The organism is Delftia sp. HK171, from assembly GCF_001886655.1.
Lineage (GTDB): Bacteria > Pseudomonadota > Gammaproteobacteria > Burkholderiales > Burkholderiaceae_C > Comamonas > Comamonas acidovorans.
On the sequence record NZ_CP018101.1, the window covers coordinates 4,812,517 to 4,838,461 of the forward strand.

The window sequence follows — 25,945 nt, forward strand, 5'->3', positions numbered from 1 at the left end:
ATTTCACTTCTGCCCCTGCCCCTCCATCTGGGCCACTAAGTCAATGGGGTTCTGCGCGCCCCACAGCGCAGCCAGCAGGGGCAGGATGCCGCGATCACGCAGCTGCACCAGGTCGCCCTCCAGCTCGCTGAAAACGGCCTCAGGGTCATAGCCCCTGCGCCGGATGACTTCGCTGATGCTCTGCATGCCGCCCTTGACGGCGCTCAGGTCGCTGGCCACGTCCTGCACAGGGTTCGGGCTGGCCCAGCGCGGCGTGCTCCAGTCCGGCGCAGCCACGTTGGCCGGCACCGTGGCAACCAGATCCACGGCCGCCAGGAACCAACGCGCAATGGGCGCGCACAGGCGCGGTACGGTGACGCGCCACTGCTCGGATTCGACCTCGGCCCGGAACTGGTTCATGCTCATGCGCGAGGTACTGAAGTTCACCTCCGTCAGGTCGCCCGTCATCAGCTCGTAGGGGCAGCGATAGCCTGCGGCCACCTCCTTCCAACCCCCTTTCATGTAGTCGCCAAAGCCCGGCACGGCCTTCGGCTCGATGAAGGTGGGATTGGTCATGCCCGGCGGCAGGCCCACGATGCCGCCGCCAGCAAGATCTCCCAGGTCCATGAGGCCGGGCTTCTGCCCCCCAGCCTCCTCGGGCAGCAGCGGCGGCATGCCGCCAGCCCCTTCCATCTCGGCCAGCACCCCCATGCGAGATTCCAGCTGCTTGCGCTGCAGCTCGGAATCTCCGTAGGTATGCAAGTCGCGCACCTTGGCGATGATTGGCGCCAGGCGCGTGATGCCGTCCTGCTGGCCGGCGCGCTCGGGATCAAAGAAGTGGATGATTTCCTCGGCCGGCACGCGCTGGCTGGTGCCGCTGCGGCCCAGGGTCCACATGCCGGCATCACCGGGGTGGCGGTCGAACAAGTAGTAGGCCAGGCGCTGGCCGCGCTTGTCGTACTCGATGCCCCGGATGATCTCGCGCCCGCCGGCCAGCACGCCGTTGCGCTCCACGTCCAGAAAATCGATCTCCAACAGCTGCAGCTTGAGCGGCACCGTGGAGCCCATGCGCTGGATGTGCTTGCGGATGAGCACGGCGCCGTCCACGTCGCGCGTGCGCTCGGCCTTGTACTGAAGGCCGTAGAAGTCCAGCAGACCGTCATAGTCGGCATGGGGCACCCATTCGCGCCAGCGTTTGGCCAAGCCATCGTCGGCCCACACCGGCACGATGCCCTGGCCCACGCGCATGGCGAGCACGGCATTGACGGCGCGCACGATGTTCGGCACGTTCTGCGCGAGTGAGCGCGCACGCATGCGCAACTCGCGCGCATCGGCGGCGTGGTCGGCAGTGGGGCTGGCCCCCGAGCGCTTGACGCGCCAGCCATCGGCGCGGCTGGCACCCTCGTAGGCGCGCACCAGCATTTCGCGGGCGACCTGGCGGCGCACGCCCTGCGCGGGCGAGAAATAGCCGACAACACGGTCAACCAGCGTAGGGGTTGCCCTGCGGGGCACGGTACGGCGCTGCATGATCAACGGTCCCGCAGGCCGGCGAAGCGAAAGCGCGCCACCAGGGCGCGCGGCTGGCCGGTGCCGGCCAAGGCCGAAATCTGCGTGTGCAGATCGCGGCGCGCGCCCATCATCTCGTCCAGGCTGCGATAGGTGACCGAGGCGCCATCCTCGGTCGTGATGGTGCGCTCACCACTGTGGATGGCGGCATTGAGGCGCGCGAGGCGCATCTGAAGGTCTTGGAGCGTGCTCATATGCCGCACGCTACCGGGGCAACTGTCTCATTTCCCGGAAACCTGAGACGGTTTCAGCCGGGCTGCTTCAGGTGCCGGTACACCGTGGCACGGCTGATGCCCAGCGTGCGCGCCACGGCCGTGGCATTGCGCCCATTCCAAAGCCGCAGCACCTGCCGACGCTCCTCGGCCTTGTCCACCGAGGACCTGGCAGGGATGTAGGCATCCTGGCCGGCGAACTCCCGGCGCAGCTGAAGCTGGATACGCTCCATCGCGGCAGGGCTGCCGCGCAGCTCGGGTAACAGCTCCACCAGATAGTCAAACATGCGATCCACCAGATCGGGCGCGAAATCGGCCTCTGGCATTGCGGAACTCTTGGCCGCATCGGGGGCCATGTGGGGTGCTGGGGCGTTGGTCTTTGGGGTCATGGGGCTACCAGGAACGGGAGAAACCGCCGTTGCGGCGAACGGGTGCCGCACGGCGCGGCGCGGGGGCCGGCGCACGGGGCGCGGTGGTGGTGGAAACGGGTGGCGCGTCCGACGTGGTCGCAGCCGTGGGAGCCGGCGGCGCCACGCTGGCGGGCGCCTCGGGTGGGCTAAAAAGGTCGCGGGCAGGCTGCACCATCTGCTCGACCTGCGACCAGCGCGCATCGGTGTACTTGTGCAGGCCCTGGGCCATGGCCGCGTGGATGGCGTAGTTGCGGCAGTCCAGGTCCTCATTGCGCTGGCGGCGCTTGACCCAGCGGTAGGCCTCGCGGCCCTGGACCTTGGCCAGGATGCGCTGTTCGGCGGTCAACTGCTCGAAGAACTCGCGCGGCAGATCCTCGCTAAAGTGCACGCACCCCGGGCCGGCGTCCGTGATCGCCAGCTGGCCCAGCAGCAGATCCTTGGCGTTGTCCACGCCCACCAGCCAGAGCTTGATGCCCTGCTTGATCTTCTGGCCGCGCCAGTCCATGTCCTGCATGCTGGCCGGCCCGACGATGGGCCGGTTGTCGTTGTTGTCGCCCTTGATGGCGCGCAGGTTGGGCAGCATGTGCTGGTGCGTGCGGACATAGTTGTAGACCGCCTGTGTCTGGTCGGACGAGTCGATGCTGATGGCGCTCAGGCCCAGGCTGCCACCGTGCCAGGCCTGGCGGTAACGGCGCTGCAGGTAGGCCGTCACAGGCGCCCAGTCGCCCTCGCTGGAAGGATTGCCCTCGATGATGTGGCGGTCCACGATCCAGCTTTCCATGCCGCGCGCCCAGGCCCAAACGTTGATCTGCCACCAAGTGCGCTGCACGTCCACGCCGGCCGTCAGGACCAGGCCGCCCACGGGCACCGTGCCGATGGCATAGGGTTCGGCGCGGGCCTGCAGCACATGGTCGTCGGTGCCCTCACCCTTGAGTTCCCAGGCCTGGCCCAGCGTCTCGTTGGTGAACGAGGTCATGGGGCCTGCATCACCCTCCTGCAGGGCGCGGTGGGCCTTCTCGAACTCGTCCACGGTGGACGCCCAGGTGCGCTGCGGGCTGTACGCGGCCCAGATGTGCACGCCCAGCGTGCGCGGGGGCCTGCATGGCGCGCCATCGGCAGTGCGCCAGATGCGGTCGGCGCCGAAGCGGCGGCCAGAACGCCGGCACACCCAGGCACCCGTCAGCGGCCAGCCACCGGGCAGGTATTCGGCCTGGCTGATGGACTCGCGGCAGTGGGGGCACATGTGGCGCACCGTCTCGGGCTTGCCGGCCTCCCATTTGAAGCCGTGCATGGCCTCCTTGCCGCCCCAGGTCAGGGGGTGCTCTGCCTCGCAGCGCGGGCACTCGATCAGGTAATCGACCTCGTCCTCGGAATCCTCGCAGGCGCGGCTGACGTGGCACAGGCCCTTGATGCCGGGCGTGCTCCCGCCGATGAACTTGGGGTAAGGAGCGCCCTCCAGCCGGCCCTTGGCCAAGGTGCCGGGCGAGCCTGCCGACTTGTCCTTGCTGCCGCCGATGGTCTGGTCGAACGCCGTCCATTCGTCCAGGATGGCCACGGCCACCGTGATCCGGCGATAGGCCCGAGCCGCCTTGCCGCCCAGCAGGTGCAGCACGCTGTCGCGGAAAGGCTTGTACTTGATGGTCTCCTCGACCCGGCTGCCTTGCTTGCGGGCCGCGATCACCGAAGGCACGCCGTCCTTGCTGTCCAGCAGGGGCTCGATCTCGGTCTTGACGAAGCTGTCACGGTCGTCGTCCGTGGGCTGCCACAGCGCCTGCTTGCGTCGGCGGTGCGCGATGTTGTAGCAGACGAAGGCGGTAATCATCTTGGAGTAGCCGACGCGCTTGGACTTCTTGACGGCCAGTTCCTCGATGCGGTCATCGGACATGAAGTCCAAGATCCCGATCTGAAACGGCCATGCCACCCAACCGCCCTTCTGGTGGCTGGATTCGCCGGCCAGCAGGAAGTGGTCGGCTGCCCATTCGGACAGGGTCTGGGGCGGATCGGCCCGCAGGCTGGACAGGCCCAGCTGCGCAGCGGTCTGGATGGCGGAAATCGCCTCTCTCGACAGGGGTGCGCTCAAAATGCAGCCTCCTCGTCCAGCTCATCCTCGTCTGGTGCCTCGGCCATGGCCGCCACGCGCTCGCCGATCAGTTTGGACGTGACCCGAATCCACTCATTGCGGGCATCGGCCAGCACGCGCAGCACCGTGACACGGGCATCCTCGGGCAGATCCGGGCAGGCCTTGCGCAACTGGCCCTCGATCTGGTCCATGCGGTCCACCACCGCCGAGCTGGCCAGGCCAAGCACGTCCGCCAGCGCGCCGATGGGCGCGAATTCGCCACGGGCGACGGCGTTTTTCAGGTCCTGGGCCTCGCGCTGCGAGCGCGCCAGCGCCGCACGTTCCTGGACCAGGTCCAGACCACCCAATCCAGCCGAGGCCCGGCCCGCCGCTTGGTCGCGCAGGCGCTCACAGTAGCCCAGCAGCCATTCGTGGCCCGTATCGCCCCGAACAATCGCGCCTTCGCTCACCAGCTGGCTCACGCGGGCCTCGCTGACACCGATCAAAGCCGCAAATTCTGCTTGCGAAATAGGAGCATCAAAGTAAGGCAGGACCTTCACTTAACCCCCTTAGGAAGGTTGCGCAACAGTCCGAGAGCGCGGCTCGAATTACCCGCTTCCAAGTGGGCCAAAAAGGACCCGCGATTCTGCCTATTTTTTGAGCACGTCGAGAGGGGCGCCGCCGCGCCGATGAGGGTGCGCACCGTCATGCCGACACCCCCTGACGCTCGGCCAGCAGCGCATGGACTGCCGCCTCGTAGTCCGCGAACGCCCGTCGCAGGCCCTGCCCCGCTCGCGCATCGCACCAGTCGTCGTAGCCCGACATGCCCAGGCTGGCCGCCATACCCTCGACGCCACTGCGCGTGTCTGCCCAGTTGTCGGGCTGCTGCCCGTCGCCTGCCGCAGAGGCCAGCATCACCACGTCCTTCCAACGCTGCTCACGCACCCAGCGCAGCAGGCTGGGGCAGGCCTTGCCATCCTTCGCCGCCAGCAGTCCACGCTGCTGCTCAGCGGCAGCCAGCAGCTCCTCGGCCGTCACGTCGCCACGAGCGATGGCATCAGCCACGGCGTCGGCCACGTCCACCAAGCGAGTGCGCCGCTGCTCCGGGAAGCTGCCTGCAAGTGCCGTGGCGATAGCCAATCCACCGTTCGCCCCCCCTGCAGGGGGGTTGGGGGGTAAGTATTGGTTTTGGTTCTGGTTCTGGTTACCCGTGTCATCGCCGTGACGAGGCGTGACACCACCCGTGACATCACCGTGACGTGGCGTGACATTGCCCGTATCACCACCAAGCCAGTCCGTGCCATTCAACGTGACACTGGTATCTGTCACGACGATTCCATGCTGACGGCACAGAGCCATCAGATCTGCAGCCTTCGCCTTGGCAGCAGGCACGACACCCAGGGCACGCAACGCAGAAAAGATAGCACTACGCCTAGCCCTGCTGCGCTTCTGCCGCAGGTGCTCATTGCTCTTGACCTCGTTGCGCCCCTCCTGCTGCTGGCGGAACTGGGCCACGATCTGCTCACATTCGTCGTTCTGATATCGGCCATCGGGCAGCTGCGTAAAGAACTCGGCAAGCACGAACTGCAGGGCATCGATCTCTTCCGGTGACCGGCACAGCAGGCGCCGCGCCAGCAGATCGAAACTGGAGCCGTCCAGCGCTGCCTCGGTGTCACAGTACATGTCACGCATGTCACGGTAGATGGCCCGCTCCAACTTTGACAAGTGCCGTGTCGCGGTGTTGAAGTCGCCGATGTGGTGGGGGTAGTGATTCATGCCTGCTCAACCTTCGATATCAATTCAGTCTGTCAACGTCGCCTGCTGCAGGCGGCAGCGCACAGGCTTGACCAGGCGATGCGGCGGCAGGGAGCAGGCCCGCGCCGCCACCTCTTCCACGCGCTTGGCCGCGACCAGCGCATTCACCGTGCTGGCCACGCTGGAGATCTCCAGCCATTCGCCCGTGCACTCGTTGTGGAAGTCCCGCAGCTCTCGCCGGCTCAGGGCGAGCTGCCCCCGGCGGTGGGCCTCGGCCAGGCTGCTGTACAGCCGTTCGTTGAGGCGTACCCGCGTGGCATTGCCAATGGCGGAAAACGAATCCGCCTTGGTGTCATGCGAGGTCACCTGATGGGTGGTGTGTTGCATGTCTATCTCTCCTGATATCTGCCGGGCCGTCAGCCCTGACTGGCTTTCTTGAATGCGTCGTAGACGCGGCCACGGACCCAGCGGGGAATCAGCTCATCGATGCCCGAGCGCTTGCGCACCCCGTCCAGGCTGATGCGGGGCTTGTAGTTGCCGCCGCGCACGAACATCAGCACTGGCCGAACGTCTGCGCCGCCGGTGCCGGTCACCGCCCAGATGCCAGGCGGCAGATTGGATGCACGCCTGTCGTACTCACCGCGTGCCGTAGCCCGTGCACCGCCACGCAGGCGGCCATAGGCCACGATGTAGCGGATGCCCTTCACCGGCCCCATGAAGCGCGCGCCCTTGCCGCCGCGCTGGTGCAGGGCCTGCATGCGCCCCTTGGTCATGTTGGCCCGGTAGCCCTGCTCGCCGAAGGCCTGGAAGTAGGCAATCAGCTGTACCAGGGTCGAGCCCTTGAGATTCCCGCGCCCGTCATCGCTTCCCGGGTAGGGAGTGGCGGGGATCGCGGTCTGGTAGCCAATGGGCAGGATGCCGGCTGTGCGCAGAGCTTTCTCGCTGCGCTTGTCACGGCGCCGGCCGCCATCCTCCTGAGCGGCGAGGATCTGCTGCGGGTCCACACCCTTGCCGCCCATGTAGGTAGGCGCCACCAGGGCATTGAGATCGCCGGCCGTGGCCTTCTTGACCACCTGCACGGACTGCAGCACGTAGCCTGTGGGTCTGTCAAAAACGCTCTGCATTTCAGAGCGCATGGAATTCTTGACGCGGCCCGCACCCATGTTGATGGCCTCGGCCGTGGCCTGAGCAATCTGCCCGCCATCCAGGCCGGCCAGGGCACGCTTGTACCGATCACCGCCCTCAGGCTTGATATCAATACGCATTGCCACCTCCAGGGGTGGCAGCCAGGCGCTGCTGTGCCGAGCGGGCCAGGTACTGCGCCATGACCGTGAGTTCCTGCACCTGGCGATCCAGGCGCCGCACGGCATTGCGCGACGGCTGCCGGTGCGCATCAGCTGCGGCGCGCGTGACCTCGGCCACGGCGGACTGGAAATGCATGAAGGCCTCCACCGGATCGCCCTCGGCCTGGTCTGGCAGGCTGCGCCGGCACTCGAAACCGAGTTCGCTGGCCATTGCATGCAGCACCGCTGCATTGCCCGTCACCACCTGCAGCCGCACGGATTCGCGCAGCGTCAGGTGGTGGGTGTCGTTGTTGGTGTTGAGCTTGTGCTGCAGCGTGCCGGCGTTGATGCCCATGCGCACCGCCAGGGCCTTGATGCCGCCCTGGCTGGTCTGCGCGATCAGATAAGCCGCGTCGAGCACGTCCATGCCGGCGGCAATGTCGGCTTGAGGCTCACTTTCGACATAGCCAGGGGCGATGCCAACTGAGAAAGTTGCACTCATCAGCACAACCCCTTACGAGCCAACGACATGACCCACAGCACAGCACCCGCAACGCCCACAGCAGACACCATCGGCAGCCCCCAATGGGCGCAGGCCCTGGAGCTGTTCCTGGGCCAGATTCTCGAAGTCTTGGAGGGCGAAGGCAGTGCCGGATTCAGCGCGGCCGCGCTGGCCCGCTGGAGCGAACTGTGCTGCCAGCGCCTGCAGGAGACCGGGAGCGCCACGCCAGGGGTGATCGCACAGCTGCGCGCAATTGCCTCTCGGGTCGCTGCGTGACGCCCCCAGCAGGCGCCCGCCCATGCCCTGGGTACGATGGAAGCTCTCACACCACCACCAATATCGCCAAGGAGGGCGGACATGCAGGAAAACGAAAAGCACTCAGCCACGCCAGACGAGCGCCTGGACGCCATCGAGACAATGCTGGGCCACTTGATATTTCTCATGGAAGCCGAGCCCAACTTCACAGCAGAGGCCCTGGTGGACTGGATCGCACTCTGCCGCGAGCGGGAACGGCATCACGGCATTGCGCACGCGCGGTCGCAGGTAGTGTTTGCCCAGCTGTGCGAGAGGCTTCAGCTTGTCGAGGGCAGTCAACCGGAAGCAGACGAAGCAGCAAAGCAAGCAGCTCGCTTTGCTCTACGCCAATATCGCAACCCGCCTGCAGCGTAAGCAAACGATCTCGCTCCACACGAGCTTCCAGCAAAGAGCAGTACACGACCCTCAAACTGACGCCGAAGCGCCGGGCAACTCCTCGCACGTTGCCACCATCAAAGGCACGCAGGACCTCAAGGGCGAATGCATCAACCATGGGGCACCTCCTCAACCTGGGTTGCGGGCTGCGCCTGCCCTGCAGTTGGCTCCATGGCTTGACACCCACCAAGCGGATCGGCGGCGCGTTGAGCTCGCCAAAGTGCGGCCTCGACACGATCAACCACGCGGCGGGACAAACGCTCCGGCCACTGGTTCACCGCTTGGTACGTTACCCCGACAGCCTTGGCGGCTGCTGCGACGGAGCCGCCCAGCTGTTGGATTGCTTCGGTCTTGTTCATAGCAATCATTGAATCATGATTCAGTACACAAAGCAATCACAATTCACTCGCGCCGACGCACATTTGAACCATGGTTGAATTTTCTGCACGCCTTAGGCAGGCGATAGATGCGCGCGGCGTGACCGTGACTGAACTGGCTCGCGGCATGGGTGTTACCTACCAAGCCGTAAAACGCGTACTTGATGGTCTCTCGAAGTCCTTCAGCGCGGAGAACAATGCCAAGGCTGCGGCCTTCCTGCGCGTCAGCCCAGACTGGCTCGCTACAGGGTTAGGTTCTATGGAGCTTTCCAGGTCAGAACCGGCCGAGATCGATTTAGAGAACAACCCCGATTACCCAGCAATTCGGCGCGTACGGTTCAAACTTTCAGCTGGCGTAACCGGCTTCGGCGTCGATCTCTCAGATGAATCAGGAAATCCATTGGCTTTCCGGAAGGACTGGTACGAACAGCGTGGATACAGGCCCAGTGATTTATTAGCAACCACGATTGTTAATGGAAGTATGGAGCCGGGTCTGTATCACGGGGATACCGTAATCGTAAACACCGCTCAGACTCAGCCAAAAGATGGCGTAGTTTTTGCAGTGAATTATGAAGGAGAAATGGTCGTCAAGCGCCTTATTCGTGATGATGGCCAATGGTGGCTTTCATCGGACAATCCAGACCAAAGGAGATATCCCCGAAAGGTATGCCATGAGGATGTCAAGTTAATTGGTGAAATCGTTCACAAACAGAGTGAACGCATCTAGCGCGATTTTCCAACAAGGCACTCTAATGCGAACCTGCTATTTTATTGCTGCACTGATATCATATCCATTGATTGCACTATCTCAGCCTTCTGATATTTTAATTGAGGCATGCAACGCGTTTCCTGATGCAGCCAAGAGACTAGAATGTCTAAAATCTGCGATGGCGAAGGGACAATCCAGCTCGGAGAATCCGGCATCATCATTAAAAAAATCATTCATTGATATAAGAGCGGGACTAAGCGCGGGCATTTCCTACAATGGTTACCAATCTTCCATTATTGAGCTGTCAAAATCAATTGAAAACTTCAAACAAAACGTTCTCATAAAGAATCCAGAATCTTTTCTTGCCCTAGATAATTCTCTAAGAGCCTATAAGGATGCTGGGATATTGTGGGTAAGATCGATTGAATTTTTCACAAAGAATGGGAATTCAACAACTTATAGAGGCGCGCTTCCGATTAGATTAACAGATTCACAATGGATTGTTGACAGATATAATCTAGCAACGGTAAAAGCAGATGTCTGGGGCATAGAAACCGGAATAGACGCTGACGCAGCACGCGAAAAAATCCTAGCACTTGCAAAAGACTACGAAGACTCAGCATTTGATTACTTAGATAATCGGTCTTCCGTCACTAAAACTAAGAACGACCTAACTCCACAAAGTGCCAGTTCGACATACATGGAGTTTTCCGGACCAGCACTGAGGACTGCGGTCACCAATGTTGCAAGAAGCGAGCAGTGCCATCCAAAATCAGGAATATCTCCAGAACAGATCAAGAAGAATTTCGCCTTGTATGTACTTGAATGCCAAGATGGCACAATTTTGAAAATATCGTGCTCCGATGGAGCATGTAGAGCATCTAGTAGGTGATAGCGGATAGCTAGCCTCAGTCCAACGAGACCGAGACAAGCCACCACTACGCGCCGGCACAGGCCTCCGCCGTCCCTCGATCCTCAGCCCGAGCCCGAGCCCGCCAAACGCGGGCTTCTTTGCGCTCAACCTAAGGCAGGCACCACCCTCGGAACCTTGCCACAAAGTGGCAAAAGTGAACACTAGTTCAAAAAATACTGAATCATGATTGACCAAAGAAGTGAATCATGATTCAATCGATCCCGACGTCCTCCCCCGCTTCCGCGGCACGGAGGGGAAGTTGGGCACCACGGCATCGACCGGGCAAGCCCCGGTCTTTCAAAAGTTGCACGCCGATGATGTCTGCCCGACCTGCGGGGCAGACCGGCACAAGCACCAGCGGGCATGGGCCGCTGCTCTGCGCGGGTAGTCCTGCCCGGCCCAGTCCTGCCAAAGCGCGGTAGACGGGCGACCAGGTGAGGCAAACAGGGTTGCCAAGAACAGAAAACCCCAGCCAGCGATGGCTGACGGCCCGGAAAGAACGGGCAACAAAAAGGCCCGGCACTTAAGGTGCTGGGCCTGTCAATGACGCTGTGAAATACGAAAAGATCACAAAGGACTGAGGACTATTAACTGCGCGTAGTACCGGATACCTTTTGGTCCTTACGCAGCAGCTGCACGATTTCTCCCGCAATTTCCTTGACAGCCTCGGAGCGGATGGCATCAAAGTTTATGCCGCTCTTCCTGTTACATACGCCTTGGATGCTGGTTGGGATCAACCCAACTTCGCCTTCACCGCCAAACACATTTTTATATCGGATGTTGGAGCATTCAATTTTCTGCTCAGATTTCTTGCCAGATATGACTTTTGATCCCTTGCCAGCAGAATCGCTGACATTCATGCTCCAACTGATCTCATAGTTGGTTGTGGTGGTATCGTAAAGAACGCTGGCATTCTTCGGAATCAGCAGTCTCGTAGCAAAATCCAGATCGCTAACCGTCTGCGTTCTGACAAGAGGATTTCCAGGCCGCTCAGTAATGCGCAACCGGGCAATGGTCAGCTTTCGCTTTGCCTCGTCTTCAACAGTTATCCACTCATCAAAATCTTCAAGCGCCTTGGGAAGCTCATCTATGAACGGATCGTTGCTGTCGGAAACGATCTTCACTTGAAGCTCTCTCTCTGCCCTTGCCTTGGCGGCCAAGTCGGGAAGGACAGTCGCCACCTCTTCCTTGAGCTGCTTTTTCGAGAGGTCTGCGCGCGTGACGAACTGCAGAACATGTTGTTCAATCACTGGGTCACGCGTCGCTGTGTAGACGGCAAGAACTCCAGCAAGATCGCGCCACGCACCCGGCCCCATTGACTTGATCAGGTCAGCCATTTTTGTGCGCACAACCGGCAAAAGCGCAGCAGCCTTTGCATTGTCACTATTCTTCATGGCCGAGTAAACGGACGCATACGCCTCCATATCCGGCAGTTCTCCATTGAGAGCTCGGCGATACTCAGACTCGTACGCTGCGCCCATGTACTTCGGCAAATCTGGATAACTCTCCTTCAGCTCAGCATTCAAAATCGTGGGCTTCAAGATCGCTTGCTGCGCCAATTCCTTATAAAGAATTTGGTTTATATCGGCCGCTTGCCCCGCGTCCAGCAAACCACCTCTTTGAGCATTGGCCATATACAGGACCATGTCCTTGAAGAAGGCGCGATTCTTTTCTTTATATTGAATGAATTTTTTGGTGTCTTCGTAGAACTGCAGTTGATACTGAGAACCGGCGGCATCCTTGATTCTTGCCACCAGCTTATCAACGTCGTCTCTGCCGGCCTTGGCCTCGTAGTAACTGACCGAGTACAGAGCACCAGAATAATTCTTATCCCTAATCGCCCTATCTTCATAAGTAGTAGCGCAAGCGGTGAGAAGAATGCTCAGGGCAATGGTGCTGCCAACCGTCCTCAAATTCATATCTGCTCCAAACTTTTGACACCTGAGTTTACAGGTTGTCACGCCACACAGCCATGCCCTCGCTGGAGCACTTCAGCTCTGAATGGCACATGTGGCTTTCCTTTCGCCGGGCCTGGGCTTCTTTCTTCGCAACCACCAGCCATCTCGCCCACGCAGCCGCCACGCGGCACCGGCCCTTTTCTTCGCCCACCACTGGAGATCTGCCATGGCAAATGCCATCCCACCGAGTCGCCCTCCACGCAAGGCCACGGTCGAGCATCAGGGCATCGCACGCCCAAAAACACCGCCTGACTACGACACGTCAAAGGGCCGATTCTGGATCGCCGCTTACTTCCGCCATGTAGCACGGGAATCGGCCATAGAGAGCCTGATCAAGCAGAACAGGCGCCGCGACGGCATCACGACTGACGCACTGCATTTCGCGGCTGTCCTGATTCATGAGCGCGCCAGCGAAGCCCTGTCGCACGCTCTGAAAGAGGGGTTCCTGCTCTTCGCCTGGTCTGGGACGAGGTATTTCGAGGCATGCCCAGACCAGCCATGAGCCCTCCCTATCCCGAGACACCGCCGCCAACCCCTGCCGGGCCGTTCTGGCTGGCCACCTACTTCCGCGACCTGGCCGAAGGCGCCGTGATGGAGCGCGAGGGCGCCGGCCACCCGCTGATCTGGAGCGCATGCGCGCTGCTGAGCAACGCGGGATATGCGGCGCTGGACGAGGCCAGGCACAGCGGAATGCTGCTCTACGCCTGGTGCGGCACCACCTTCTTTGACCAACCAACGGCCCGCCACTGAGCGGGCCGTACTCATTCAGGAGAGCCGCATGCAGCTTGCCCGCATCACCCGCCCTCCACGCCGATCACCGATCAGGCCTTTGTCTACCGCCGCAGCGAGCACACCAACGTGGCCCAGACCTTCGCCAGGGCGCGCGAGCAGCTGGCCAGCTCCGCAGCTGCTGCCGCTCCACCCAAGCGCCGCAGCCGCAAGGCCAGCGCCGTAGATGCGCCCGCCGCAACCAAGCTCCAGCAGATCCCGCTGGAACTGCCCTCCCTCTGATTACTGGAGTCACATGCGCACCTTCACCATCAAATGCGGCTGCACGCAGCAGCAATTCGTCGGCGCCTGCACGCAAGACGCATGCGCCTGGGCGCTGGAGCAATTCGGAGACCGGCCCTATGTCGTCATCTGCCACCGCTGACCGCGACCACCACTGGGCCAGCGATTGGCACTACGCGCTGCGCCACGCCTTAGCGCTGGCCGACGCCCACGCCCTGGCGGCAGAGCACGCCAGCAGGCCACCCATCACCCAGCGTGCCGCGTGGGCTGTCCAGTTCGACCGCTCGCGCGACCAGATCCACCGCCTTCTGCACCTTGACGGCACCCCGTCCTAACCCCGCCACTTCACAGGAGACCACCATGGCCCGCCAGATCATCATTGCCATTTCCGCCGACGACGAGGGCCGCGTTGCCCTGACCACCAACCTGCCCCGGCCCGTGCCTGGGCGCGGCCTGCACACCGAGGACGCGGCCGCACTGGAGCTGCTGCGCATGGCCCAGCACCTGCCCAACCTCGAAACTACCACCTACGACGCCAACCACCTGGCGCCGGATGTGGCCGAGGCCTTCGACCTGATCCGCGAGCTGATCAACCCTGATGGGTACGGCTACTCGGTCACCGCCGAAGTCGGCAACGCCGCACGCCGCGTGCTGCAGATCAAGGGGCAGCAGGTCGGACTACCGCAATGAGCAAGAACACGCCATGGCGGGCCGAGGATGACGCCTACCTGTGAGCGCACCATTTGACCCAGCCCAAGGCTGATGTCGCCGCGAAAATGCTGGCACCGAACGGCATGTGGAGCAGCAGGCCTCTAACCTGGGGATCAAGAATTCGCTAGACGCAAAGGAGGCAAGAAATTTATTCCTCCGATAATTTATCTCTTTCAATAATTTTCAAACAGAATTTTTGATACTCCATCCAGCATTTTATAACATGAGCTCTCCTAACAACATTCCAGTATAGTCTTTTATTTAAATCATGACTTTTTCTAAAGAATTTCAAATCTTTCAGAGTGACATTTCTTATCGAAGAGTAATAGTTTTCTTTCCTATTCTCACATTCCTCCTCGATACCGTGAATCAACGAACTGAAGATCTCTTCTCTTGAATCAAGATCTTTATTGGACATTTCCAACTCCAATTGGAGAAGATCGTATTTATATGGATTTTTATCTTCATCAATATCTACAAAACCATAATATCTGGTCTGATCTACTATCTCACAGATCTTTTCATCATCCTCAGGGTGCTCAAATAAATAATCAATCACATCATTCATCGAACCAATAGAAAATCCCTTTGAAGCAGCAAAATCCCTAACCCTCCCAAGCCATTGAAAAGTTTCCTCTTGGAGCACAAGATTGTAGTCTGGGCTATTTGCATAAGAGACATCAGCATTTTTCAGAGGGACTACCAGCTGTTCAAGCTTTGCAAAAATCGTATTGAATCTACAGAAATCGTTTGGTGTAATTTTATCCGTAGACTTACCAAAATCTATATCAATACTCTTAAACGCCTCTGCCACCAATCTTGAACAGAACTGCTTATCTTTACTTGATTTATCAGCTCCACTTCGAATCGAAGCTATGGCCCCCTTAACGTCATACAATTTCCCAATCTCCCCCCTAGCAAATTTACACATTCTCTTAAGATTTTCCGAAGAAACGTCATTAATTAATCTGTAAACAGCCAGATTATTTTTATCATTTCTGATGATCCTCCTTGGATTTTTCGAATAAACCCCATCTCCGTCTGCATGGATAAGTGTTCCTCCCACGAAGAGCATAACGTGAGAAAAATCCCCACCTGTAAGATTAGAAATCAAGCTTGCTTGTTTGCTAGCTCCACGGCTTAAAAGCACATCCCCCACCTTAAGCCGCCTCCAATCAAATCCATAATATTGGTTATTTTCCATAATTGATACCCATTAAACAGCTCACACACTACCGAAAAAATGAGAGGGACAAAATACAATCATCAGCATCAAAAAGCAAACTCTACCATCTTCCTCAATCTGCGCAATTTTTCCAAAATTTATTTCAGAAAATGTTCTATAAACTAGGCGACTTCAGATTTACCATCCTTGGTCAACTCTCCTTTAAATGTATTTAAAGCATCTCTAAGATAAGTCAATTCTTCCTCAGTAGCATTTGATAATATATGCTGCTTCAGCCAAGCATCGCCATTCGATGCAGCACGCAAGACTTCTCGAACAACATCTCTTACCTCTTTGATTTTTTCCTTTCTTTTTTCACTGTTCTCAAGATTCCATCGACATTGAATAGACACCGTAGCAATTGGCGATCTAATTCCCGTCAACAATAATCCTGCAGCCGGCGATGGCAAATCACCAGAAGACACGTTGTCCAACGATTTCACAAGCAGACCAGAAAGCTCTGCCAACCTAGTCCAATTCACATCACCTTGATTTATAAGGTGAAGCATTTTTTCGCAAATCAACATCGCATCAGCTGTGTAGCTAAGCAAAAACTGCGACGATTTAACTATCCTGGTGCGCTCATTTTCCAATGCAATTTTTCGAAAATCTTTTCTCTGCTCTCGGAGCTGATGCTGAACAGCCCAGACACCCACAGCAATCGTCCCAATTGATCCAATTGCTTGCACCCAACCAGATAAATTCCCCTTGCCGCCTATCCAGCAAATAAAATCATCGCCCAATCCAGCAACTAATGCCCAAACAACAAACAAAGACATGATTGCGCCAGCGCCAATAGCAGCCTGAGTATCTGAAATTGGGATGATTATTTTTGAACTAACTTTCTCCATATATCCCTCTCATTCTGAATAGAACATAGCGCAACGACCCGGAGCCTGCCTCGCGCAATCCGATCTAGCACTCAAAAGACTCAAGATTCAGTATGGTTGTTGGGCGAGCTTGGCCCGATGCACCTCAAGGTACTGCCGTTGCTTCGGGGTGAACAGCCCCACGTTCATATTCGGATCAAGACCCCAGTTGAGCATGGCTATCACCACCCAGGACCCTGCCGCAATAAGCTGCCCCTCGTCCGTAAAGCTGATCAGATGACGATCAAATAGACGGTCCACGTGAGGCGAAAGCAGCAGCCCATTATGGCCATCCAGTCGCTCCTTATTCGTGGAGTCCTTCCAGGGTTTGATATGGCTTGCCACAAGCAGCCGTGGGTCTGCAACTCCAGTGAGACGACAGTGCTTTTCAACCCGCATGAGGTTGATGCGATAGATGCCTTGCCCACGGCGCGCTTTCACCAACTGCTCGATCTCTGTGGATGAAAGCGTAGGGGATTCGCTGAGCTCCAGCTGGACCTGGTCTGCTTCCAGTTCCAAGAGCTGCTCATCGTGCAGCTCCAGCGCGGCATCGTTGGCCTTGCCTGCCAGGCCCAAGATCTTCTCGCCCAGCGCCTGAGACACTGATGCAAGGTACACCCCCTGGTTGCCATCTCCGCTGGCACGGATGGGCGAGTACTTCTCTGGCAGATCGCTAGCCAATACGTCCATGTGTTGCTTGGGCCGAACCGGGATTTCGAGCCGTTCCCATGCGATAGGCACCAGCCATCCATCTGCGTGCCAAGCGTCGCCAGCCTTACCGAAATCGTCGGGCTTACCCTCGTCTCGGTATCCGGACGTAGCTACACCAATCGCTTTGACCTGGCCGTCTGCATACGAGATCACCGTGTCGCCCTTCTTCACCAGGCGCAGGTTCTCATAGGTCTGGTTGTAGCCGCCGTTGGCCTTGCGCTGTGGGCTCCAGATGTACCCGCCTTCGATTTCGGACTTGAAAGTCTGTTTGTGATTGACCCACCAATACGCCATTGCCCTCTCCTTTTCGGCTGAGAGGGTACGCCATTTGTCCTGACATTGCCCGCATTCGCGGGCTTTTTCATATCCACCCCAAGAGTCCGCCCCAACCCCAGTGCCAGCACGCGCTGGCCTTTGTTTTTGAAAGGTGCCCACCATGAGCATCAGCCTGACCCTCTCTGAAGACGAAATCAGGGAGCTCACCCACTACCAATGGCCCTCCATGCAGCTCAAGGCGCTGCACAAGCGCGGGTTCTTCCGAGCCCGCATCAGCGAGCGCACGGGCAAGGTGCTGCTGGAGCGCGACCACTATCTGGCCGTGTGCGCTGGGCCAGCTCCGTCCACCGTGCCGCGCGTGCGACCGCCGCAGATGCGGAGGCCAGCATGAGCAAGCGCCGCAGCGACCTGCCCAAGCGTGTCTATGAAAAGGGCGGCGCCTATTGGCATGTCCGCGCCGAAGGAAAAAAGCGGATCTGGACGCGCCTGTCCACCATCCGTGACGGCCTGCCTGCGCTGTACCGTGCCCTGGCCGATATGGAGCAGGCAGACCAGGCCCGGGACAGTATGGGCGCGCTGATCGCGGACTGGCTCGCGGAGGTTGGCAGCCGACACAGCGTGAAAACGCAGGCCAACGACGCCTACCAAACGCGCACGATCTCCGAATCGTTCCAGGAGTTTCGCGCGCAGGAGGTCAACGCGCCGGCCATCGTGGAGTTCCTGAAACACTTCAGCGACAAGCCGCGCACCTACAACGCCTACCGCTCCATGCTGCGAGAGCTGATGCGGTTCGCCGAAGAGAAAGGCTACCGGCCGCCCGGCACTAACCCAGTGGACAGCCTCAAGACCATGTCCGTGAAGGCACGCACGCGGTACATCACGGATTCCGAGGTGCGCCGCATCAAGGTGGCCGTGATGTACGGGGACGATGGCAAGCGCACGCGCTCCGGCCACACGATCTGTGCACTGATCGACATGGCGTACCTGACCGGGCAGCGCATTGGCGACCTGCTGACCCTGCGGTGGAGCGATGTGGGTAAGCAGGGCATCACGTTCCAGCCAGCCAAAACCGAGGGCTCGACCGGCGCCCAGGTCCTGATCGCATGGACACGGCGCCTGCACGATGTTGTGGACCGCCTGCGGGCACTGCCCAACCAGAGCCCCGATTTCGTGTTCTGCACGTTGCAGGGCCAGCCTTACACCTACTCGGGCGCATCAACCGCCTGGAAGCGGGCAGTGAAGCGGGCTGGCGTGAAGGACTGCCATTTCCATGACCTGCGCGGCAAGGCCTTGACCGATGTGGACCGAGGGCGCGGGATCATGGAGGCGCAGCGCATGGGAGCCCACTCCACCCAGGCCCAGACCGCCGACTATGTGCGTCACAAACGCGCGCTGAAGGTGGACGCGACACGCTGAAATTCTTCTAACGCGCGTCTGCTATGCCTATAGCCCAACACCCTATTTGCAGAAGCGCGTGTTAGAAGAAAGCAGCGCAAGTCATTGATTTCATTAATTGCAGCGGCTGCTTTGGGAGCAGAGGGTCGCGAGTTCGAATCCCGCCGCTCCGACCAAATGATTCAAGCCCCTGGTTCAAAAGAGCCAGGGGCTTTTGTCTGTCCAGATCGCAAGTGTTCAACCGGGCGTCGCCAGCGCAGCGCCCGCAGCACTAGCACAAACCTTTCACGCCCTTGCCTCAAGACTGGCAACCAGCCAGCAGATCGGCCCATGCGACTTTGGGAAATGGCAGCAGCTTGCGTTGAGCCTGCTCCTACAGCCCCTCAAGCCGCGTCAGGCCAGACTGGGACTCCCAAATCAAGAAGGAGCTCCAATGAATTCCAACAGCCTTCAGCGCCGCACAGCCTTGGCCCTCGTGATGTCCGCAGCACTGCTGGGTGCATGCGCCCAGACCCAGCCGGCGCCCAATGCGCCCGTCACTGCGGTCATGGGAACGGTTGACCTGAGGGAGCCCGCTCCGCTTGCGCCCGATGCCGTGCTGGTCGTCGAATTGCAGGACACCTCGCGCGCCGATGCTCCCGCCCCGGTGATATCCCAGCAGTCCATGCGGCTCGAAGGCCTCAAGCCGCCCTACAGCTTCAAGCTGCCCGTCGAGCCCAGCCGCCTGAATCCTGCCTCGCAGTACACGGTCACCTCACGCATTACCCAGGGCAACCAACTCATCTTCATCAATGACACCGTCCACCCGGTGCTGACCCGTGGTGCAGGCTCGAAGGCCGACATGATGCTGGTGCGTGTCGCCCCCTGACCCCACTCCTTGAACAACCAAAGCCCGCAGGAAACCTGGCGGGCTTTGTCACGCAGGGCGCCAGACCGCCGTCAAGGCATGCCGTTGGCGCCATGCAGGCGAAAGCCCGGCCGCTCGCAAAGCCGTTCGTAGTAGGCACGGACTGCAGGCAATTCAGGGCGCTCCATGGGCGCCGACATCCAGCGGTGCGTGGACAGACCCAGCACGATATCGGCGAGGCTCAATTGCGCGCCAGCAGCAAAGGCGCCGGTGCGCGACAACTGGTCTTCCAGAATGCGCATGTGGCGATGCCAGTTCGCGATGCTGCCAGCCAGTTGCACGGGGTCCTGGTGCTCGGGGCTGTGCCTCACCAATCCCATGAAGGCATAGCGCCAGGCATTGTTCAGCTCGGTGGCCTGCCAATCCATCCACTGCTCGACAAGCGCGCGCTCGGCGGGCGCTGCCGGCAGCAGGTCCTGCCGGTCATGGCGGGACGCCAGGTAGCGGCAGATGGTATTGGACTCCCACAGCACCAGCGGCCCATCAAGCAGCACCGGAACCATCGCATTCGGATTGAGCGCCAGAAATCCCGGCTCATGCGTCGATCGATGGCCTGAACCCCATTCCTCCTGGTCGACAGAAATTCCCAACTCCACGCAAAGCCACAGCACCTTGCGCACATTGATGGACGATGACTTGCCCAGAATCCTGATCATTCGCTGCCTTCTTCGGTTTCGGTGATTTGCAGACCTGCATTGTCCCGCGCCATCCGACAAGAAATGCGACCGAACCTCCACCGCTGCCGCATGATGCGGGCATGCCCCTGGAAAAGCCCTCATCACGCCCAAGCGCCTGCGGCCCCGCGCCTTCAGATGCCGACCTCTGGACTGCCTACATCGATGCAAGCGCCGTACCCAACCCCGGACGCATGGCCATGGGCGCCGTCATCACCGCACCCGACGGACGCCGCCACCTTCTGTCCGAGCCCTGCCCCGAGCGAGGCTGCAACAACGAAGCCGAACTGCGCGCCCTGATGGCCGCGCTGCAGGCCCTGCAAGTCCTGCAGGCGCGCCGCCTGACCATCTTCACGGACAGCAGCATCCTGGTGGAGCAGTTGACTCCATCGCCACGCCCCATCAAGCCCATCGCGCGCCTGGCAGACCTCTTTGATGAGGCCCGCACCATGCTGACCGGGTTCGAGCACGTGCACCTGCGCTGGATACCCCGCCACCGCAACACCGAGGCCGACGCCCTGGCCAGGGAAGCTCTTTTGCAGGCGTGAATCCCGCTCCGCACCCGCACCCACACACACACCCTTACGCAGGGTCTCGACTCAGGCCGCCTGCTGCCTGTCCAGGCGCTTGAGGAACACGCCAATCTCCTTTACGACCTGGGCGTCCCCCTTCTGCTGCGCGCAGGCCAATCCCGTATTCCACGCCCGCCGCGCTCCAGCAGCGTCGCCCAGCGCCAGCAATGCCCGGCCCAGCAGCTTCCACGCCACTGAATAGCCTGGATCGATTTCAGTGGCCCGCTCCAGGTGTGAATGGGCCACCTCAGGCGCCTCGTTTTCAAGATAGGTCTTGCCCAAGGTACAGCGCAGCAGGGCCGAGTCCTTGCCGGATGCGAGCAGGCCCTCAAGCCTTTGCGTCATTTCATTCATCTTCAAACCCCTTCTGCGGCAACACAGGCCCATGGCTCCAGCGGCAAATTCTGCCTCTGCTATAATCCCGTGGTTGTCTGCGCAGGCAATGCTGTATCTCACGCCGGCGCGTCGTGCACTACGACGAAAAAAACAACGGTGACAGCCGCAGAGACGTTCTGCCGTAAAACGATGGTCGCGTAAGAACCATCGTCCACATTCCCAGAAAAAAGCCCGCTCCACAGCGGGCTTTTTGCATTGCACGGCGCATTTGGCTTGAGGCGGTCGCATCGGAATACAAAAAAACAGCTTTACGGCTCAGATGCATGCAACTTCGGCTGCTTTGACCCCATCAAGCACCTTGTTTCAATTTACACTTGACAACCAGGAAGGACCGGAGACGCAGACGCAAGCGCTCTCATTCAAAACCCCTAGCATGTGTCCTTCCTGGATTGATCGCATGGAACGCTCCATTCAGCGCCCCGGCCGCCTCCGCAGCCGGGGCGTTTTTTCTTGAGCGGCACCACGCCAGATACCAGCCCAGCAGGCGAAAACCGCAAAACACAAGCTTTTTCTAATTCCAGAGAAAGTTCTGGGTTTATTTGAGAATGATTCTTGTTTGCGTATATCATACAACCCATGCTGCAGCATTCATGGTGTTGCAGCAGTTCAGTTTCATCGTGGGGCGACTCGTCAGGCCAGTTCAGCCTGCAGTCGTTTTTGCCAGCCAGCGGTATGCCGGTTAGCCAGGCTCTTTTTCAAGCACGATCGTTTCTGGATATCTCTCTCATTCCTTGCACCGAGACGGCGCCCGCAGCAGCAGACGCGCCACTTTCGCACCCAGCCCGGCCATCATCAAGCATCGGCCTGCGGTTGCACACCAAGATCTTCTCCCACCTATCCCTCTTGCACGCAGTCGGGCAAATGCCTGTCTGCAGTTTCCCCTGCCCCAAAGCAAAAAGCCCGGTCTGCACCACGTGCAGGCCGGGCTTTTTTCACGGCAGCATCAAGGGTTGCGTCGGCGCAGACGGATGGCCAGCCCACCCATCATCAGGCTCAGCAGCGCGACCGCCCACTCGCTCAGTGACGGAATCGCCGCCGGCGTACCGCCACCGACCGCGGCAGGCAGCACCAGGGCCGAAGGGTCTTCCACACGGCCATTGGCCAGCAGATCGTCATCGCCCAGGCCGCCATCGCGCAACACGAAGGAGACGACGCGCCCCTGCAGCGTTGCAGGTATGCGGTACCAGTGCTGCGTGGTGTTATCTGCCGTGCGGCCCCACTTCCAGTATTCAGCACCACTGGGCAAATCGTTCGGATAGGTCAGCCTGACCGTCACGAGCGCGCCCGCATCACAGCCATCGGTATTGAGCTTCAGCAGCCCGTGTGGCACCACCGCCCCAGGACGTGGAGTACCCGGTGCCGCCATGACCTGCGGCGGCTCGGCCAGGCGGCAGTTGGCGCCACCGCCCACGACCTCGCCCGCAACCGCAATCTGGCTTGCTCCGGTGATGTTGAATCGATTGGCCGGGTCGACTGCGCCCGCGGCGGTCGCCAGCAGCGGATAGCTGGCAGTCACAGCCGCATGGACGCCATCGCTCACGCTCAGTTGCAGGCTGGCCGGGCCGGCCACCGAAGCCATGTACATGGCGGCGCGCAATTGCTGCGACACCTGTTCGGGGCTGCCGCGCAGTTGTATGCCGGGCTGTGCAGCATCAGCATCCTCCAGGCCCAGCACCTGTCCGCCGCTGGCGACGATGGACAGTGTCACGACGGGGCTGTCGGCATCGGCCACCACCACGTCCGCCAGATCGGCCGCCTGTCCCACCACCACCGCCTGCGCATTGGCAGGCACGCCACTGAACGAGGGCGCCTGGCCACCGAAATTCAGCCCCAGGAGGATGGGGTTGTGATCACTGGAACGATAGGCAGTGGGCGCATAGAAGCTGGCCTGCTGATCGAGCGACTTGAACTCGACGTTGTAGTCGAGCACCTCGGGCTCCTCGGCATTGATGGCCCACTTGACCGCACGCCCCACGCTGGGCTGCAGGCTGGCGCTCACCAGCACATGGTCCAGCGAACCCCACATTCCGTCGAATGCATAGGACAGCCCCTGGGAGACCTTGACATAGCCGCCGGACTCCAGCGTGGTGATGGGGTCTTCCTTTGCATAGGCGTTGAAATCGCCCACCAGCACCACGTGGGGGCTGGTCGCGCCTGTGGGCCGGGTTGCCAGCCAACTGCTCAGTTGCTGGGCCGTCTTCACGCGCGCCGCGTTGTTGGCGCCCTGGCCGTCGAGCACGTCCGCATTGCCCACGCCACCGAGCACGCTGCCCTTGGATTTGAAATGGTTCACCACCAGCGTGAACTGCTCCGTGCTGCCGCCCACGGCAAAGGTCTGCGCAATCGGCACCCGGGCTCCGCCGATGCTTCCGTTGAAGGCATCGTAGGTAGAGACATTGGGTGCCGCTGCGCTGCCCACCGGCGTGACGCGGTCGCTGCGATAGAGGATGGCCACGGTAATGGCATCCGTGCCCGCGCCTGGCACCGTGCCTGCAGCCTCACTGAAGGGTGCCTTGACCACCGCATACACGGCGCCGGCAGGCTTGTCCGCACTCGCGTTCAAGGCGTCGGCCAGGTCCTGGATGGCGCTGCCCGGGCCAAAGCCATTGTTCTGCACCTCCATCAGGCCGTATACATCGGCGCCCAGCCCCAGCAGATTGGCCACGATCTTGGCGCGCTGCCTGTCCAGTTCGGCAATGCTGTTGGCACCGCGAATGCCCTGCTGGTTGCCCAGCGGCGTGTTGAACATCACCTGGGAAGAGCCGCTTGTGGCACCGGTCAGGTTGAAGAAATTGAGAACGTTGGCCGATGCGATCTTGAGCGTGGCCGCTCCCACGGCCTGCTGCAATTCAGCAGCTGAAGGTCGCGCGGCCCCCGTGAACTGCGGCGTCTGCGTGGGCTGCACGCGGTAGCTGGTCAGATAGGGCTCGCTGGCGGCAGCATCAAAGAACTGGTCGAGCACGCCGATGACGCGATCCACGCCATCGCCAGCGCGCAGCGTGTTGGACGCCGACAGCGGCAAGCCGCCACGACCCGGCACGAACTCGGGATTCTGGGTCCCCGAGCGATCATCGAGAATGATCTGGCTGCGCTGCAGCGTCTGCACGTAGGCTGCATAGCCCGCCACGCTGGGAGCGTTGACTTCGGTGTACTGCGCCAACGGCGTATCGGCAGACAGCGTGACATTGCCGTAGCGGCCCAGCGTGCGGTTGTCGCTCACCACCAGCTTGCCGCCTGCGGTGGCGGATGCCACCTCCACACGCATGCCTTCCAGACGCTCCCATTGCCCCATGTCGCTGACAGGCAGTGCGATGCGCACCGGCTCCGGCAAGGCCGCCGCGCCGCGAACCACGAAGTCCGTGATGGCGCTGAGCTGGGTCTGATTGCGGAACTCGCTCACCGAGGCGGAAATCTGCACCAGCTTGCCCACCGTGCTCTCATCCACGCCAGGATTGGCGTTGCCGTAGTAGACAAAGACGCCCTCCGAGGTAGCAGCGTCTCCATCGGAGTCTGCCGCCTCTTCCTGCACGAAGAAGCCGCTCAGTCCAGGCATATAGGCCGTCACCACGGCACTCACCGTCACCTTCTGCCCCACCAGCGGAGACTGATCGCCAGAGCCCTGGACCGCAGAAATCCTGGTGACCGGCGGCTCGTCTCCTGTCGTGAAGCCCAGCGTCGTGCCGATCCACACATTGCCCGAGGTATCCAACACCGGCTCGCCCACGGAAACCAGGCTGTAGGGCGTATTGACCGCCAGCCGCACACCCGCGTTGAGCGTGATGGTCGAGCCACTGAATTTCACCTGTGCCGCATCGCCAGCCTGCAGCGTTGCCACCACCGTGCCGCCCTGGCGCAGTTCGAAGCTGCCGCTACCGGGCTTCACCGCCTCATCGAAACTCAGCTTGATTTCGGGATTCAGCGCCACCCCGGTTGCCGCCGCCGCGGGAATGCTTGCCTGCAACGTGGGCGCCGTGGTGTCGGGCAGCGCCAGGGTGATGGAGACGTCATCAATGGCCAGGCCGTGGTCGTTGCCCACATCATTGAGTTCCACCCAACGCAGCCACAGCGTGGCACTTGGCGCCCAGCCCAGGCCGCGCAGATCCCCGCCCACATTGTTCACCCGCCCGGCCACATTGCCGTCCACGGCGGCAGCAGTGCCAGTGGCAACAGGCGATTGCCAATTGAAGTTCGCGCCGGCAGGCAGCCATTCAGGCACGTCGGCAAAGGCGGCTCCCATGCCGTACTCCAGCACCATGGGCTGCGGTTCCGTATTGCCACCGTTGCGCCATTGCTCGCCGTTGAATCGCAAGGTGATGCCATCGACCGAGCCACCCGTGTCATTGCGCACCGCCAGCGCAATCCAACCCGCTACAGCGCCCTGGGCCGGACTGCCAAAGTAGGCCCCGCCTGATGCCACGCCCCCCAAGGCGCGGTCCGTGCTCAGCCCCAGGCTGTAGAAGCTGCCGGTGTTGGAGGCACCATTGCCAGCCACATAAGAGGTGATGGATGCCAGGCTCTTGTTGAAGAGAAACCAGCCCGGCAAGGTGCTGTTATTGGCCCAGGCCAGCCCCGCCCCGGACGCGGCCAGGGTGTCGAAATCCTGCGTGTAGGTGCCGTTGAAGGGAACCTGCGCCCATACCCCGGCAGACGCTGAAAGAAGCAGGCCCGCACCATACAGACGCCAACGATGGCGCTGCAATGGCGCACTCATCGGATTGGCCGGGTTGAAAACAAATGGAATCAGCGTGGCAGCAATGGACATGGATGCGCAATAAAAAAACAATG

General features: G+C 60.6%; 31 protein-coding genes. 14 read left to right on the forward strand and 17 right to left on the reverse strand.

Annotated features, from left to right (window positions below; all coding sequences use genetic code 11):
• Nucleotides 1-3: 3 nt before the first annotated feature.
• From BO996_RS21630 to BO996_RS21670, 9 genes are all read right to left on the reverse strand, one after another.
• Nucleotides 4-1,506, reverse strand: coding sequence for a phage portal protein (locus BO996_RS21630; protein ID WP_071957191.1), 1,503 nt, complete (start codon nt 1,504-1,506; stop codon nt 4-6).
• A 2-nt stretch (nt 1,507-1,508) separates the two neighbouring features.
• The gene (locus BO996_RS21635; protein WP_071956384.1) at nt 1,509-1,739 is read right to left on the reverse strand and encodes a phage head-tail joining protein; all 231 of its coding nucleotides are present in this window, start codon (nt 1,737-1,739) and stop codon (nt 1,509-1,511) included.
• Between the two features lie 53 nt (nt 1,740-1,792).
• Nucleotides 1,793-2,083, reverse strand: coding sequence for a Mor transcription activator family protein (locus BO996_RS21640; RefSeq protein ID WP_232240403.1), 291 nt, complete (start codon nt 2,081-2,083; stop codon nt 1,793-1,795).
• A 67-nt stretch (nt 2,084-2,150) separates the two neighbouring features.
• Nucleotides 2,151-4,247, reverse strand: a complete 2,097-nt coding sequence (locus tag BO996_RS21645) for a phage terminase large subunit family protein (RefSeq protein ID WP_071956386.1) — start codon at nt 4,245-4,247, stop codon at nt 2,151-2,153.
• A complete protein-coding gene (locus tag BO996_RS21650) occupies nt 4,244-4,732 on the reverse strand; it encodes a hypothetical protein (RefSeq protein ID WP_071956387.1) in 489 nt (162 codons plus the stop codon). Before BO996_RS21650 ends, BO996_RS21645 begins: the two co-directional genes overlap by 4 nt.
• A gap of 199 nt (nt 4,733-4,931) precedes the next feature.
• The gene (locus BO996_RS21655) at nt 4,932-6,002 is read right to left on the reverse strand and encodes a YdaU family protein (protein WP_071956388.1); all 1,071 of its coding nucleotides are present in this window, start codon (nt 6,000-6,002) and stop codon (nt 4,932-4,934) included.
• Between the two features lie 24 nt (nt 6,003-6,026).
• The gene (locus BO996_RS21660) at nt 6,027-6,368 is read right to left on the reverse strand and encodes a hypothetical protein (protein WP_071956389.1); all 342 of its coding nucleotides are present in this window, start codon (nt 6,366-6,368) and stop codon (nt 6,027-6,029) included.
• A 29-nt stretch (nt 6,369-6,397) separates the two neighbouring features.
• Nucleotides 6,398-7,246 (reverse strand): hypothetical protein, encoded by an 849-nt coding sequence (locus tag BO996_RS21665; protein ID WP_071956390.1) that lies wholly within the window; start codon nt 7,244-7,246, stop codon nt 6,398-6,400.
• A complete protein-coding gene (locus BO996_RS21670; protein WP_071956391.1) occupies nt 7,236-7,766 on the reverse strand; it encodes a phage regulatory CII family protein in 531 nt (176 codons plus the stop codon). The genes BO996_RS21665 and BO996_RS21670 overlap by 11 nt, the downstream gene beginning before the upstream one ends.
• Nucleotides 7,767-7,793: 27 nt before the next feature.
• Between BO996_RS21670 and BO996_RS21675 the strand changes: the two genes are divergently transcribed.
• Together BO996_RS21675 and BO996_RS21680 are read left to right on the forward strand one after the other, a co-directional pair.
• Entirely contained in the window at nt 7,794-8,042 is a 249-nt protein-coding gene (locus tag BO996_RS21675; protein ID WP_071956392.1) for a hypothetical protein, read from the forward strand.
• A gap of 81 nt (nt 8,043-8,123) precedes the next feature.
• The gene (locus tag BO996_RS21680; RefSeq protein WP_071956393.1) at nt 8,124-8,435 is read left to right on the forward strand and encodes a hypothetical protein; all 312 of its coding nucleotides are present in this window, start codon (nt 8,124-8,126) and stop codon (nt 8,433-8,435) included.
• Nucleotides 8,436-8,566: 131 nt separating this feature from the next.
• Here the strand turns inward: BO996_RS21680 and BO996_RS28840 are convergent, their stop codons facing one another.
• Nucleotides 8,567-8,815: a hypothetical protein gene (locus tag BO996_RS28840; RefSeq protein WP_156898000.1), complete on the reverse strand. Its 249-nt coding sequence runs from the start codon at nt 8,813-8,815 to the stop codon at nt 8,567-8,569.
• A gap of 70 nt (nt 8,816-8,885) precedes the next feature.
• Here BO996_RS28840 and BO996_RS21685 point away from each other — a divergent pair, with 70 nt between their 5' ends.
• Both BO996_RS21685 and BO996_RS29310 read left to right on the forward strand, forming a co-directional pair.
• Nucleotides 8,886-9,560, forward strand: a complete 675-nt coding sequence (locus tag BO996_RS21685) for a LexA family transcriptional regulator (RefSeq protein ID WP_071956394.1) — start codon at nt 8,886-8,888, stop codon at nt 9,558-9,560.
• Nucleotides 9,561-9,585: 25 nt separating this feature from the next.
• Complete coding sequence (locus BO996_RS29310; RefSeq protein ID WP_156898001.1) at nt 9,586-10,434, forward strand: hypothetical protein; 849 nt, start codon at nt 9,586-9,588, stop codon at nt 10,432-10,434.
• 608 nt (nt 10,435-11,042) lie between these two features.
• On the opposite strand, the gene BO996_RS21690 is transcribed toward BO996_RS29310, so the two are convergent.
• Nucleotides 11,043-12,374, reverse strand: coding sequence for a hypothetical protein (locus tag BO996_RS21690; protein ID WP_071956395.1), 1,332 nt, complete (start codon nt 12,372-12,374; stop codon nt 11,043-11,045).
• 205 nt (nt 12,375-12,579) lie between these two features.
• Here BO996_RS21690 and BO996_RS21695 point away from each other — a divergent pair, with 205 nt between their 5' ends.
• The 6 genes from BO996_RS21695 (at nt 12,580) to BO996_RS21710 (ending at nt 14,114) form a co-directional block, all read left to right on the forward strand.
• Complete coding sequence (locus tag BO996_RS21695; protein WP_071956396.1) at nt 12,580-12,915, forward strand: hypothetical protein; 336 nt, start codon at nt 12,580-12,582, stop codon at nt 12,913-12,915.
• Complete coding sequence (locus tag BO996_RS21700; protein ID WP_071956397.1) at nt 12,912-13,163, forward strand: hypothetical protein; 252 nt, start codon at nt 12,912-12,914, stop codon at nt 13,161-13,163. The genes BO996_RS21695 and BO996_RS21700 overlap by 4 nt, the downstream gene beginning before the upstream one ends.
• Before the next feature lie 108 nt (nt 13,164-13,271).
• Nucleotides 13,272-13,424 (forward strand): hypothetical protein, encoded by a 153-nt coding sequence (locus tag BO996_RS28845; RefSeq protein ID WP_232240404.1) that lies wholly within the window; start codon nt 13,272-13,274, stop codon nt 13,422-13,424.
• A 13-nt stretch (nt 13,425-13,437) separates the two neighbouring features.
• Nucleotides 13,438-13,566 carry a hypothetical protein gene (locus BO996_RS29960; RefSeq protein WP_255247323.1) on the forward strand — a complete coding sequence of 43 codons (129 nt, stop codon included), beginning with the start codon at nt 13,438-13,440 and terminating at the stop codon, nt 13,564-13,566.
• The gene (locus tag BO996_RS21705) at nt 13,544-13,759 is read left to right on the forward strand and encodes a hypothetical protein (RefSeq protein WP_071956398.1); all 216 of its coding nucleotides are present in this window, start codon (nt 13,544-13,546) and stop codon (nt 13,757-13,759) included. Before BO996_RS29960 ends, BO996_RS21705 begins: the two co-directional genes overlap by 23 nt.
• A gap of 25 nt (nt 13,760-13,784) precedes the next feature.
• Nucleotides 13,785-14,114, forward strand: coding sequence for a hypothetical protein (locus tag BO996_RS21710; RefSeq protein ID WP_071956399.1), 330 nt, complete (start codon nt 13,785-13,787; stop codon nt 14,112-14,114).
• Between the two features lie 169 nt (nt 14,115-14,283).
• On the opposite strand, the gene BO996_RS21715 is transcribed toward BO996_RS21710, so the two are convergent.
• The 3 genes from BO996_RS21715 to BO996_RS21720 form a co-directional block, all read right to left on the reverse strand.
• Nucleotides 14,284-15,339, reverse strand: a complete 1,056-nt coding sequence (locus BO996_RS21715) for a YiiX/YebB-like N1pC/P60 family cysteine hydrolase (RefSeq protein ID WP_071956400.1) — start codon at nt 15,337-15,339, stop codon at nt 14,284-14,286.
• A gap of 143 nt (nt 15,340-15,482) precedes the next feature.
• Entirely contained in the window at nt 15,483-16,211 is a 729-nt protein-coding gene (locus BO996_RS29315) for a hypothetical protein (protein WP_156898002.1), read from the reverse strand.
• Between the two features lie 87 nt (nt 16,212-16,298).
• Nucleotides 16,299-17,234 carry an HNH endonuclease gene (locus tag BO996_RS21720; protein ID WP_071956401.1) on the reverse strand — a complete coding sequence of 312 codons (936 nt, stop codon included), beginning with the start codon at nt 17,232-17,234 and terminating at the stop codon, nt 16,299-16,301.
• 142 nt (nt 17,235-17,376) lie between these two features.
• Here BO996_RS21720 and BO996_RS21725 point away from each other — a divergent pair, with 142 nt between their 5' ends.
• From BO996_RS21725 to BO996_RS21735, 3 genes are all read left to right on the forward strand, one after another.
• Nucleotides 17,377-17,607, forward strand: a complete 231-nt coding sequence (locus tag BO996_RS21725; protein WP_046238249.1) for a DUF4224 domain-containing protein — start codon at nt 17,377-17,379, stop codon at nt 17,605-17,607.
• Nucleotides 17,604-18,632, forward strand: a complete 1,029-nt coding sequence (locus BO996_RS21730; protein WP_071956402.1) for a tyrosine-type recombinase/integrase — start codon at nt 17,604-17,606, stop codon at nt 18,630-18,632. The genes BO996_RS21725 and BO996_RS21730 overlap by 4 nt, the downstream gene beginning before the upstream one ends.
• A 412-nt stretch (nt 18,633-19,044) precedes the next feature.
• Entirely contained in the window at nt 19,045-19,479 is a 435-nt protein-coding gene (locus BO996_RS21735) for a YbaY family lipoprotein (protein ID WP_013801640.1), read from the forward strand.
• 71 nt (nt 19,480-19,550) lie between these two features.
• Here the strand turns inward: BO996_RS21735 and BO996_RS21740 are convergent, their stop codons facing one another.
• Nucleotides 19,551-20,174, reverse strand: a complete 624-nt coding sequence (locus BO996_RS21740) for a glutathione S-transferase family protein (protein WP_071956403.1) — start codon at nt 20,172-20,174, stop codon at nt 19,551-19,553.
• A 101-nt stretch (nt 20,175-20,275) separates the two neighbouring features.
• Here BO996_RS21740 and BO996_RS21745 point away from each other — a divergent pair, with 101 nt between their 5' ends.
• Nucleotides 20,276-20,740, forward strand: a complete 465-nt coding sequence (locus BO996_RS21745) for a ribonuclease HI family protein (protein WP_071956404.1) — start codon at nt 20,276-20,278, stop codon at nt 20,738-20,740.
• A gap of 51 nt (nt 20,741-20,791) precedes the next feature.
• Here BO996_RS21745 and BO996_RS21750 read toward each other — a convergent pair whose 3' ends face one another.
• Both BO996_RS21750 and BO996_RS21755 read right to left on the reverse strand, forming a co-directional pair.
• Nucleotides 20,792-21,118, reverse strand: a complete 327-nt coding sequence (locus BO996_RS21750; protein WP_071957192.1) for a tetratricopeptide repeat protein — start codon at nt 21,116-21,118, stop codon at nt 20,792-20,794.
• 985 nt (nt 21,119-22,103) lie between these two features.
• Nucleotides 22,104-25,922 (reverse strand): ExeM/NucH family extracellular endonuclease, encoded by a 3,819-nt coding sequence (locus BO996_RS21755; protein ID WP_071956405.1) that lies wholly within the window; start codon nt 25,920-25,922, stop codon nt 22,104-22,106.
• Nucleotides 25,923-25,945 lie beyond the last annotated feature (23 nt).

Bases quoted from the DNA above. Each gene is read 5' to 3' on its own strand.
- BO996_RS21635 (WP_071956384.1), bottom strand. From the start codon at position 1,739: ATGAGCACGCTCCAAGACCTTCAGATGCGCCTCGCGCGCCTCAATGCC.
- BO996_RS21750 (WP_071957192.1), bottom strand. From the start codon at position 21,118: ATGAATGAAATGACGCAAAGGCTTGAGGGCCTGCTCGCATCCGGCAAG.
- BO996_RS21705 (WP_071956398.1), top strand. From the start codon at position 13,544: ATGTCGTCATCTGCCACCGCTGACCGCGACCACCACTGGGCCAGCGAT.
- BO996_RS21680 (WP_071956393.1), top strand. From the start codon at position 8,124: ATGCAGGAAAACGAAAAGCACTCAGCCACGCCAGACGAGCGCCTGGAC.
- BO996_RS21735 (WP_013801640.1), top strand. From the start codon at position 19,045: ATGAATTCCAACAGCCTTCAGCGCCGCACAGCCTTGGCCCTCGTGATG.
- BO996_RS29310 (WP_156898001.1), top strand. From the start codon at position 9,586: ATGCGAACCTGCTATTTTATTGCTGCACTGATATCATATCCATTGATT.
- BO996_RS21715 (WP_071956400.1), bottom strand. From the start codon at position 15,339: ATGGAAAATAACCAATATTATGGATTTGATTGGAGGCGGCTTAAGGTG.
- BO996_RS21755 (WP_071956405.1), bottom strand. From the start codon at position 25,922: ATGTCCATTGCTGCCACGCTGATTCCATTTGTTTTCAACCCGGCCAAT.
- BO996_RS21695 (WP_071956396.1), top strand. From the start codon at position 12,580: ATGGCAAATGCCATCCCACCGAGTCGCCCTCCACGCAAGGCCACGGTC.
- BO996_RS28840 (WP_156898000.1), bottom strand. From the start codon at position 8,815: ATGAACAAGACCGAAGCAATCCAACAGCTGGGCGGCTCCGTCGCAGCA.
- BO996_RS21710 (WP_071956399.1), top strand. From the start codon at position 13,785: ATGGCCCGCCAGATCATCATTGCCATTTCCGCCGACGACGAGGGCCGC.
- BO996_RS21670 (WP_071956391.1), bottom strand. From the start codon at position 7,766: ATGAGTGCAACTTTCTCAGTTGGCATCGCCCCTGGCTATGTCGAAAGT.
- BO996_RS21655 (WP_071956388.1), bottom strand. From the start codon at position 6,002: ATGAATCACTACCCCCACCACATCGGCGACTTCAACACCGCGACACGG.
- BO996_RS21685 (WP_071956394.1), top strand. From the start codon at position 8,886: ATGGTTGAATTTTCTGCACGCCTTAGGCAGGCGATAGATGCGCGCGGC.
- BO996_RS21660 (WP_071956389.1), bottom strand. From the start codon at position 6,368: ATGCAACACACCACCCATCAGGTGACCTCGCATGACACCAAGGCGGAT.
- BO996_RS21690 (WP_071956395.1), bottom strand. From the start codon at position 12,374: ATGAATTTGAGGACGGTTGGCAGCACCATTGCCCTGAGCATTCTTCTC.
- BO996_RS21630 (WP_071957191.1), bottom strand. From the start codon at position 1,506: ATGCAGCGCCGTACCGTGCCCCGCAGGGCAACCCCTACGCTGGTTGAC.
- BO996_RS21700 (WP_071956397.1), top strand. From the start codon at position 12,912: ATGAGCCCTCCCTATCCCGAGACACCGCCGCCAACCCCTGCCGGGCCG.
- BO996_RS21740 (WP_071956403.1), bottom strand. From the start codon at position 20,174: ATGATCAGGATTCTGGGCAAGTCATCGTCCATCAATGTGCGCAAGGTG.
- BO996_RS21675 (WP_071956392.1), top strand. From the start codon at position 7,794: ATGACCCACAGCACAGCACCCGCAACGCCCACAGCAGACACCATCGGC.
- BO996_RS21745 (WP_071956404.1), top strand. From the start codon at position 20,276: ATGCCCCTGGAAAAGCCCTCATCACGCCCAAGCGCCTGCGGCCCCGCG.
- BO996_RS21640 (WP_232240403.1), bottom strand. From the start codon at position 2,083: ATGCCAGAGGCCGATTTCGCGCCCGATCTGGTGGATCGCATGTTTGAC.
- BO996_RS29960 (WP_255247323.1), top strand. From the start codon at position 13,438: ATGCGCACCTTCACCATCAAATGCGGCTGCACGCAGCAGCAATTCGTC.
- BO996_RS29315 (WP_156898002.1), bottom strand. From the start codon at position 16,211: ATGGAGAAAGTTAGTTCAAAAATAATCATCCCAATTTCAGATACTCAG.
- BO996_RS21725 (WP_046238249.1), top strand. From the start codon at position 17,377: ATGAGCATCAGCCTGACCCTCTCTGAAGACGAAATCAGGGAGCTCACC.
- BO996_RS21665 (WP_071956390.1), bottom strand. From the start codon at position 7,246: ATGCGTATTGATATCAAGCCTGAGGGCGGTGATCGGTACAAGCGTGCC.
- BO996_RS21720 (WP_071956401.1), bottom strand. From the start codon at position 17,234: ATGGCGTATTGGTGGGTCAATCACAAACAGACTTTCAAGTCCGAAATC.
- BO996_RS21730 (WP_071956402.1), top strand. From the start codon at position 17,604: ATGAGCAAGCGCCGCAGCGACCTGCCCAAGCGTGTCTATGAAAAGGGC.